This is a genomic window from Streptomyces sp. YIM 98790, assembly GCF_011421595.1.
GTDB lineage: Bacteria > Actinomycetota > Actinomycetes > Streptomycetales > Streptomycetaceae > Streptomyces.
The window spans coordinates 1-10,118 of sequence record NZ_WTLH01000198.1 but is presented as its reverse complement, the minus strand read 5'-3'; the positions used below and the strand labels follow the sequence as shown (position 1 = coordinate 10,118).

Below are 10,118 nucleotides of genomic sequence, written 5' to 3'. Positions count from 1 at the left end.
CCGGCCGCGTGCGCGGCGGCCACCTCGCCGAGGCCGGTGCCCGCGACCTGGCCGGGCGTCAGCCCGCACGCCTCGGCCAGCCGGTACAGGGCCGTCTGCCCGGCGAACAGCACGGCACCGGCCCAGGTGTCCCGGTCGTCCGGCAGCGGGCCGCCGCCGTCGCCGCCGCCGTCGCCGCCGCCCGGCGACAGGGCCCGCAGCGGGCGGCCCAGACGGTCCCCCAGGCGGGCGTCGAGCAGCGCGCACACCTCGTCCAGCGCCCGGCGGAACACCGGGAACCGGGCGGCCAGGGCACGCCACGCGTCCGGCGGGAGGCCGTCCGCGCCGGGCGGCGGGCCGGGAAAGAACACCGCCGTGCCGCCGGTGACCCGCCGGCCGGTGACCAGGCAGGCGGCCGGCTCTCCGGCGGCGAGCGCGGCGAGGCCGGCCCGGAAGTCCGCCGTCCGCTCGGCGACGAGGACGGCGCGGTGCCGGAACGCCGAGCGGGTGACGGCCAGCGCATAGCCCAGGTCGGCCGGGTCACGCCCGGCTTCCGGGGCGGGGTCGGCGTCCAGCAGCGCGGCCAGCCGCTCCGCCTGGGCGCGCAGCGCGTCCGGGGTGCGGCCGGACACCACCCAGGGCAGCGGCCCGGGCTCCGCGCGGGAGCCCTCCGCGGCCGGGGCGGAACCCCGCGCGGCGGGCCCGGCCCCGGGCGGCGCCTGCTCCAGGATGACGTGCGCGTTGGTGCCGCTGGCGCCGATCGCGGTGACGCCCGCCCGGCGGGGCCGGCCGGTGTCCGGCCACGGCACCGACTCGGTCAGCAGCGACACCGCGCCCGCCGACCAGTCCACATGCGGCGTGGGCCGGTCCACGTGCAGCGTCTTCGGCAGCCTGCCGTGCCGCAGGGCCATCACCGTCTTGATGACGCCGCCCACCCCGGCCGCGGCCGCCGCATGGCCGACATTGGACTTGTACGAGCCGAGCAGCAGCGGGCGGTCGGCCGGCCGGCCCTTGCCGTAGACGGCGATCAGCGCCTCGGCCTCCACGGGGTCGCCGAACACCGAGCCGCTGCCGTGCGCCTCGACCGCGTCCACCGCGTCCGGCGGCAGCCCCGCGTCGGCCAGCGCCTGCCGGATGACCTGCTGCTGGGCCAGGCCGTTGGGCGCGGCCAGGCCGTTGGTCGTGCCGTCCTGGCCGACCGCGGAGCCCCGCACCAGGGCCAGCACCCGGTGGCCGGCGCGCCGGGCGTCCGAGAGCCGCTCCAGCAGCAGCACGCCCACCCCCTCGGCGAAGCCCATGCCGTCGGCCGCCGCCGCGAAGGACTTGCAGCGGCCGTCGGCGGCCAGGCCCTGCCGCCGGCGGAACTCGGTGAAGACGTACGGGGTGGCCATGAAGGACACCCCGCCGGCCAGTGCCATGGTGCAGTCGCCCGCCCGCAGCGCCCGGGCCGCCAGGTGCAGGGCGACCAGGGAGGACGAGCAGGCCGTGTCGACGGTGAGGGCCGGTCCCTTGAGGTCCAGCGCGTAGGCCACCCGGCCGGAGGCGGCGTTGCCCACCGTGCCGGTGGACAGGTAGTCCGCCAGGCCCTCCGGGGCGTTCTCGTACACGCCCGGGGCGTAGGGGCTGTGGGTGAGCCCCAGGTACACACCGGTCGGGGAGGCGCTCAGCGACAGCGGGTCGATCCGGGCGTGCTCCACGGCCTCCCACGACGCNTCCGGGCGTGCTCCACGGCCTCCCACGACGCCTCCAGCAGCAGCCGCTGCTGCGGGTCCATGGCGAGCGCCTCGCGGGGGGTGATGCCGAAGAAGCCGGCGTCGAAGCCGCTGCCGTCGTCGAGGAAGCCGCCCTGCCCGGGCAGGTCCGCCAGATCCTCCTCGCGCCAGCCGCGGTCCCGCGGGAACCCGGAGATCGCGTCGCGCTCCCCGGCGACCAGCCGCCACAGGTCGTCCGGGTTCCGCACCCCGCCGGGGAAACGGCAGCTCATGCCGATGACCGCGACCGGGTCGGGCTCCGGCGACTCGAACTCCCGCAGCCGGCGGCGCATCTCCTCCAATTCGGCCGTCGCCTTTCTCAGGTAACGGCGCAGTGTCTCCTCGTCTGCCATTGCGCGATCCACTCCTCATTCCCGCCGCTGACACCCCGCACCGGATTCGGGCACCGCCGAGGATTTCTCTCCGGCCGGAGACTATCGGGGCACCGGCCGGGGCCAGAACCCCTGACCGGGCCCCTATTTCCACCCCTATGCATTCCGCATTCCGCCGCCCGCACCGGTACGGGGTCCCGGGAAAATCCGGGAAGTCAGCGGAGAACGCGCGCGACCGCCTCCGCCATCACCCGGTAGCCGGTGTCATGGGGATGCAGGTGATCGCCGCAGTCGTAGGCGGGCCGGATGCGGTCCTCGTTCTCCGGGTCGGCCATGAGCCGGTCGAAATCGATCACGGTGTCGTACGCGCCGGAGGTCCGTATCCACGTGTTGACCTCGTCCCGGATCTGCTCGCCGTGCTCGGTGTAGTAGGCGGCGCCCTGGTACGGCAGCATCGTCGCCCCGATCACGGTGATCCCCAGCTCGTGCCCCTGCCGGATCAGCTCGCGGTGCCCCTCGATGAGGTCCTGTGCGGTGATCCGCGGCGGGTTGCCGACGCACGGGTGGGTGCCCGTGGCGCCGATGTCGTTGATGCCCTCCAGCACCACCACGGTGTGCACCCCGGGGTGCAGCGCCAGATCCCGGGAGAACCGGGTCACGCCGGCCTCGCCGAGGCACGGCGCATCGCTGAGCAGGCGGTTCCCGCTGATGCCCAGGTTGACCACGCCCTGCGGCGGGCCGTCCTCGGCCAGGATCTCGGCCAGCTCGTCGGGGTAGCGGTTGTTCCCGTCGACCGTGGAGCCGTAGCCGTCGGTGATCGACGCGCCGAAGGTGGCGACCGTGCCGGTGTGCCGGTTCCGGGTCAGCACGTCCACGCCGGACAGGTAGTACCAGGACTGCGTGGTCTCGGTGAAGGCGTCCCCGCGCGCGTCGGTGCGGTGGTCACCGTCCGCCAGATAGCTGGTCGCGCCCGCCCACGGGTGGAAGGTGGCCGGCCCGGTCGGCTCCGCCAGGTACAGCGTCACGGTCAGCGACTCCAGGGGCCGCGCCCGCAGCCAGGCCGGGTCGCTGACCAGTTCGCCGCCCGGCGGCACCGTGCCCGCGAGCCTGCCGTTGAACGTCAGGGGGCGCAGGGAGTACGGGTGCACTCCTGCCTCTCCGGCGCTGCGGGCGACGGTCGCGCCGGCGATCCGCAGCGGTGTGGTGCCGTACGCGTTGGACAGCCGCACCCGGACCGCGTCGCCGCCGGCGGCGATCCGCACCACCTGGCGCAGCGTCTGGTCCTCGAATCCCTGTTCCGACCAGTTGGGCCCGAGGCCCTCGCTGGGCCGGGTCATGGCCGATCCCCAGCTCGCCGTCCAGTGCCGGCCGTCCGCCGTGTCCGCCGCACCGGCCGGCGGGACGGCCAGGGTCAGTGCCAGCAGGGTGCCGGCCAGCGCGGTCAGCAGCGGCCGGACCCTTCCCGCCGGGCCGCGGCGGGCGGCGCCCGGCCGCCCGCGGATCGTGTTCCTGTGCTGCCGTTCCATGGCTTCCTTCCGGAGCCCGGCGGCGGACCGGCAGTCGCGCCGCGGCCGGGAACCGGCCCGTTCCCGGCCCGTTTCCCCGCCCCGTCCACCGCGGTCCGCCCCGCCTGCTCTCCGATTGGTCAGTAATTTCCTGTCATACCGCCGACCGCAATCCTTGGGCTCCTTTCGGAACGCTTCAACCCCTAATCCGGCCCCCGGCGCCGGGCCGCCCGATATTAGGGGCACGCGGTTAGGGGGCACTTAGGGGCTGACCTCGCCCGCCCGCTCAGTAGCCTTTCTCTGCGAAAGTCCTCCACCATGCCCGGGGGCGGCCGGTCCGACGAATGCCGCACCAAAACAGCGCCTCGTATTTCTCCTTGTCCGCTGCGGAGACGATCGGAGCTGAGCAGCAGATGATGTCCGAATCCGACAGGGCGGACGCGCCCGGCACCAGGGACGCGGGTTCCGTTCCCGTCGCCGTCGTGGGACTGGGCTGCCGCTTCCCGGGCGGGGTCCGGGACCTGGACTCCCTCGGCCGGCTGCTCTCCTCGGGCTCCGACGCGGTCGGCGAAGTGCCGCCCGACCGCTGGGGCGACGAGTTCCACCGCCCGGACTCCGGAGCGGGGACCATCAGCAACCGCCGCGGCGCCTTCCTCGACGACATCGACCGGTTCGACGGCGCCGCCTTCGGGATCTCGCCCCGGGAGGCCGGCTTCATCGACCCCCAGCAGCGCCTGCTGCTGGAGGTGACCTGGGAGGCCATGCTCGACGCGGGCCGGCCGCGCGAGGAGTGGCGGGGCTCCCGCACCGCCGTCTACGTCGGGATGCTCACCAACGACTACAGCCTGCTGCACACCAAGACGCTGGGCACGGCCGGCATCGGCCCGCACTACGCGGTGGGCGTCGAGCCCAGCTTCGCCGCCGGGCGCCTCGCCTACGCCTTCGACCTGCACGGCCCCACCGCCACCCTGCACGCCGCCTGCTCCTCCTCGCTGCTCGCCGTCCACCAGGCGTGCCAGAGCCTGCGCTCCGGGGACTGCGAGGCCGCCCTCGCCGGCGGGGTGAACCTGCTGCTCGCCCCGGACATCAGCGTCTTCATGAGCCGCATCGGGGCGATCTCCCCCACCGGCCGGTGCCGCCCCTTCGACCGGGACGCCGACGGCTTCGTGCGGGGCGAGGGCTGCGGCGTGGTGGTGCTCAAACGGCTGCCCGACGCGCTCGCGGACGGCGACCGGGTGTACGGCGTGATCCGCGGCTCGGCCGTCAACAACAACGGCAGCAGCCTGGGGCTGACCTTCCCCAACGCCACCGCCCAGGAGGCGCTGCTGCGCACGGCGCTGCAGCGGGCCGGGGTCGGGCCGCACGAGGTCGACTACGTGGAGGCGCACGGCACCGCCACCCAGCTCGGCGACATGATCGAGCTCCAGACGCTGAGCGAGGTCTACGGCTCCGGCCGGGGCGGCGCCCCCGCCCTGCACGTCGGCTCCCACAAGGCGGTCTTCGGGCACATGGACGCGGCGGCGGGCATGGCCGGCCTGCTGAAGACGCTCTGGGTCACCGGCACCGGCCGGGTGCCCGGCCAGCCCCACCTGGACATCCGCAACCCCGCGGTGGACTGGGACGGCGGCGGCATCACCGTGACCACCACCGGCGCCGAATTGCCCGACGCGGGGCGGCCGGTCCGCGCCGGGGTGAGCGCCTTCGGGCTCAGCGGGACCAATGTGCACATGATCGTGGAGGCACCGCAGCCGGACGGCGAACCGGCCCGCGCGGGCACCGGCGAAAGCGGCGGCGAGCACGGCGGTGCAGGCCGCGGCGAGCACGGCGACGGGGACGGGGACGGGGACGGGGACGGGGCGGCGCGGGGGAGGCCGTACGTGCTGCTCGTCTCCGCCTCCCACCGGGACGGGCTGGCCGAGCAGCTGCGCCACTACCGGACCCGGGTGGCCGAGGCCCGCGACGGCGGCTACCTGCGCGACCTGCTGGCCTCGGCCGCGGTCCGCCGCGGCCCCGAAGCCCACCGCTACGCCATCGCCGCCGCCGACCCGCAGGAACTCCTCGCCGCGCTCGACGACCCCGCCGACCCGCCGGACGGCGCCTACCCCGGCACGGTGCCGGACCCCGGCAGCGCACCGGCCCCGGTCTTCGTCTATTCCGGCGTGGGCAGCCAGTGGCCCGGCATGGCGACCGACCTCCACCGGACCGCCCCCGCCGTCCGGGAGACGCTCGACGAGTGCGACGCCCTGATCCGGGCCGAGGCCGGCTGGTCCCTGATGGACGAGCTGCGGCGCCCCTCCGACGACAGCCGGCTGAACCGCATCGACATCCTCCAGCCCGCCGTCTTCGCCGTGCAGGCCGCCCTCACCCGCTGGCTCACCGGCCACGGCGTCCTCCCGTCCGCGGTCGTCGGCCACAGTCTCGGGGAGATCGCCGCCGCCCAGGCGGCCGGCTGCCTGTCCCTGCCCGACGCGGTGAAACTCGTGGTGCGCCGGGCCGAGTTCATCGCCGGCACCGCCGGCACCGGCGGCATGTACGCGGTGGAGGCCGACCGGGAGACCGTGCAGCGGGTGCTGGACTCCCTCGGCGCCCGGGGCGGCCCGGTGGGCGTGGCCGCGGTGAACGGGCCCGACTCCGTGGTGGTGAGCGGCCCCACCGAGGAGATCGAGGAAGCCGCACGGGCCCTGTCCGCGGCCGGCCACCGCTGCAGGCGCGTCCGCACCGACGTACCGCTGCACAGCCCCGCCATGGCGCCCGGCGCCGCCCGGCTGCGCGCCGCCATGGACGGCCTGGAGCCGGGCGCCCCCTCCGTGCGGCTGCTCTCCACCGTCGAGCCCGGGCGGGAGGACATTCCGCGGGACGCGGCCTACTGGGAGCGCAATCTCACCGACCCGGTGCTGCTGTGGCCGGCCGTCGACCGGCTGCTGGGCGAGAACGACGCCGCCCTGGTGGAGGTCAGCCCGCACCCGCTGCTGCTGCCGCCGCTGACCCGGGCGATGCGCCGCCGCGACCGGAACGGGCCGGTGCTCGGCGTGCTGCGCCGGGACCAGCCCGGGCCGCTGGCCGCGCACCGCGCGCTGGCCCGCCTGCACGCGGCCGGTGTCCCGGTGGACTGGGAGAAGGTGACCGGACGCCCGCGGCGGTACCGGTCCCTGCCGGTTCCCTCCTGGGGCGGCGGACGGTACTGGCTGCCCGGGGTGCCCCGCGGCCGGCAGACCGGTGCCGCGGACGCCGCACAGCCGGCCGGCGCGCCGCCCGCGCGCATCCGGCTCAGCCTGCTGGACGCGGAGGGGCGGGTCACCGGCGAGATGGTCGCCACGCCCGCGGGCACGCCCGGACCGGACGTCCCCGGGGCGCCCGCCCCGGCCGCCCCGGCCGCCACACCCGCCCCGGCCACGGAGCAGCAGGCGGTCCTGCCTCCGGCAGGACCCGCCGCCCCGGCCGCGCAGCGGACACCGGCCGGGCCGGTGGAAACCGTCGAGGCCCTGGTCCGGGAAGTGCTCCGGCTGCCGGAGGGCCACCCCGTGGCCCGGCGGCGGGGACTGTTCGAGCAAGGGCTGGACTCGGTGACAGCGGCGGAACTGCGCGACCGGCTCCAGGCCGGTTTCGGCGTGCCGCTCCCGGCGCCCGTCATCTTCGAACGGCCCACCGTCGCGGCCCTGGCCGAGTACCTGGCGGAGGCCGCGCCCGCCGCGGACTCACCGGGTGCCGTCCCCGCACCCGCCGCCGACGACGACGGCCACGGCGCCGCCGGCGACGACGACCGGCACCGTCCCGCGCCCGCCCCGTCCGGCACCCGGGCCCGCACCCGGGCCGCCGGCGAAACCGGCAGCGAAACGGAGACCGGCGCCATCGCCGTCATCGGCATCGGCTGCCGGTTCCCGCACGCCTCCTCCCCCGCCGCCTTCCGGAACCTGCTCCTGGAGGGCCGCAGCACCGTGTCCGGACCGCCCGCCGGGCGGCGCGACGACCCGGTGTGGCAGGAAGCCGGCCCCTCGTTCCCGCACCGGGGCTGCTACCTGGACGACATCTCCGGCTTCGACGCCCCCTTCTTCCGCATCTCCCCCCGCGAGGCCAAGTCCCTCGACCCTCAGCAGCGGCTCTTCCTCGAAGTCGCATGGGAGGCCCTGGAGGACGCCGGCTGCCCCGCGCACCTGCTCAAGGACCGGCCGGTGGGCGTCTACGCCGCACTGACCGACTCCGACTACCGGCAACTGCTGGCACGCGACCTGGAGAACGCGGATCTCTACTACGGCACGGGCACCTCGTTCTCGACCCTGGCCGGGCGCCTGTCCTACTTCCTGGGCCTGACCGGTCCCAGCCTGGTCGTGGACACGGCCTGCTCCTCCTCCCTGACCGCCGTACACCTCGCCTGCCAGGCACTGCGGTCCGGCGAGTGCGAGGCCGCCGTGATCGGCAGCGCCACCACCATCGCCGCGCCCAACCCCCTGCTCGCCTCCATGGCGGCCGGCGGCGGCCTGTCCGCCGACGGCCACAGCCGGGCCTTCGACGACAAGGCCGACGGCTTCGGCTTCGGCGAGGGCGCCGCGGCCGTCATTCTCAAACCCCTGGACGCCGCCGTACGGGACGGCGACCGGATCTACGCCGTCCTCCGCGGCAGCGCCCTCAACCAGGACGGTGCCAGCGGCGGCCTCACCGTGCCCAACGGCGCCGCCCAGGTCTCGGTAGTGCGCCAGGCCCTGCGGCAGGCCGGCTGGGCACCGCACGAGGTGGACTACGTCGAGACGCACGGCACGGGCACCCCGCTGGGCGATCCCATCGAGGCCCGCGCCCTCGCCGAATCCCTCGGCCCCGGCCGCGACGAGGACCACCCCCTGCTCATCGGATCGGTGAAGGCCAACATCGGCCATCTCGGCGCGGCGGCTGGACTGGCCGGACTGCTCAAGGTGCTCCTCGCCCTGCGGCACCGTGAGCTGCCACCGCATGTGGTGGACCGTCCCTCCTCCCGCATCGAGTGGGAGCGCATTCCGGTCTCCCTGGTGACAGGGCCCCAGGAGTGGCCGGACCCGGGACGCCCGCGCCGGGCCGGCGTGAGCGCCTTCGGCTTCAGCGGCACCAACGCCCATGTGCTGGTGGAGGAGTACACCCGGCCCGCCGGCACCCCCGCACCGGGGCAGACCGCCGGAGCGCCGTACGTGCTGCCCGTCACCGCCGCCACGGCGAGCGCCCTGCGGGCAGTGGCCCGCCGCCTCGCCGGGGTCCTGCGGGAACGGCCGGAGGAGGTCGCCGACGTGGTGTTCACCGCCACCCACCGGCGCTCCTGGCTCGACCACCGGCTGGCCGTGGTGGGCTCCGACGCCGCCGGGCTGGCCGCGGCGCTGGAGGAGGCCGCCGCGGGCGGCCGGCCGCCGGGCGCCCGGTTCGGCCGGCCCGCGCCCGACGAACGGCGCACGGTCGTCTTCTGGTACGGGGCCGAGCCGCCCTCGGCTAAGGCCCGCGAGCACCTTGCCGCGACCGGGCCCGCATACCGGCAGGCCCTCGCCGACTGCGCCGCCGCACTGGAACGGATCACCGGCGTGCCGTACGACCTGTCCGGCGATGCCCCGTCCGGCGAGGCCCCGTCCGGCGACGACGGGCCGGTACGCACCTTCTGCCACCAGGTGGCCGCCACCCGGGCGTGGGCGGCGGCCGGAATCGTGTCGCAGGGCGTCGGCGGCGAGGGCACCGGAGAGACGGCGGCCGCCTGGGCGGCAGGCCGGCTCACCCTGGACGAGGCCCTGCGCGCCGTCCTGGGGCTGGTCCGGACGGACGAGCTCACGGAGCGGCCCGGACGGCTTCCGCTGTTCCGGACCACCGGCGGCCCGGCCGCGACCGCGGAACGGATCGCCTCCGAAGGGCTGGACGCGGTGCTCGACGTGACGCTCGGTGAGCCGCCGCTCGGCGGACGACTCGCGCTCACCGAGGACGCCGGGGAGGCGCCCCGCGATGTCGCCGGCACCGTGGCCCAGCTGTTCGTCACCGGCTACCTGCCCGCGCCCGTACCGGAATCGGTGCGGCGCCACCCCGTTCCCCTGCCCGGCTACCCGTGGGAGCACCGGCCGTACTGGTACCGCACGCCCTCGGTGCTCAGTGGTGGTGGCGGCGGTGTGGTGTCGTGGGTGGTGTCGGGGGGTAGTGGTGGGGGTTTGCGTGGTCAGGTGGAGCGGTTGCGGGATTTCGCTTCGGGTTGTGGTGATGTGGATGTGGTGGGGGTTGCGCGGGGTCTGGCCGGTCGTGCTGCGTTGCGGCATCGGCTGGTGGTGCAGGGCCGTGATGGTGCGCAGTTGCTGGCGGGTCTGCAGGCTCACCTGACGGGCACCGTCCCCTCTCCCGCCTCCTCCTCGTCTTCCGCCTCCTCCTCGTCTTCCTCGTCTTCCTCGTCGTCTTCTGTCTCCTCGTCGTCTTCTTCTTCTGCCTCTTCTTCTGCCTCTTCTTCTGCCTCTTCTTCTGCCTCGTCGTCTTCGTCGTTGGTGGTGCGGGGGGTGGTGGGTGAGGGTTCGGTGGTGTTCGTCTTTCCTGGGCAGGGGTGGCAGTGGCCGGGGATGGGGCGGGGG

General features: G+C 75.5%; 4 protein-coding genes. 1 reads left to right on the top strand and 3 read right to left on the bottom strand.

Going from position 1 to position 10,118, the window contains the following annotated elements:
* The 3 genes from GQS09_RS23860 to GQS09_RS23855 form a co-directional block, all read right to left on the bottom strand.
* Nucleotides 1-1,676, bottom strand: a 1,676-nt coding sequence (locus tag GQS09_RS23860) for a type I polyketide synthase (protein ID WP_313896309.1), incomplete at its 3' end; no start/stop codon positions are given.
* Nucleotides 1,643-2,083 (bottom strand): beta-ketoacyl synthase N-terminal-like domain-containing protein, encoded by a 441-nt coding sequence (locus GQS09_RS30750; protein WP_313896308.1) that lies wholly within the window; start codon nt 2,081-2,083, stop codon nt 1,643-1,645. The genes GQS09_RS30750 and GQS09_RS23860, both read right to left, overlap by 34 nt.
* A gap of 194 nt (nt 2,084-2,277) precedes the next feature.
* Nucleotides 2,278-3,588: an SGNH/GDSL hydrolase family protein gene (locus GQS09_RS23855; RefSeq protein WP_165989583.1), complete on the bottom strand. Its 1,311-nt coding sequence runs from the start codon at nt 3,586-3,588 to the stop codon at nt 2,278-2,280.
* Nucleotides 3,589-3,980: 392 nt separating this feature from the next.
* On the opposite strand from GQS09_RS23855, the gene GQS09_RS23850 reads away from it, so the two are divergent.
* Nucleotides 3,981-10,118 (top strand): type I polyketide synthase (locus GQS09_RS23850; RefSeq protein ID WP_165989581.1); only part of this gene is annotated, 6,138 nt, incomplete at its 3' end.

Coding starts and splice junctions, on each gene's coding strand:
- GQS09_RS23855 (WP_165989583.1), bottom strand. CDS start 3,588: ATGGAACGGCAGCACAGGAACACGATCCGCGGGCGGCCGGGCGCCGCC.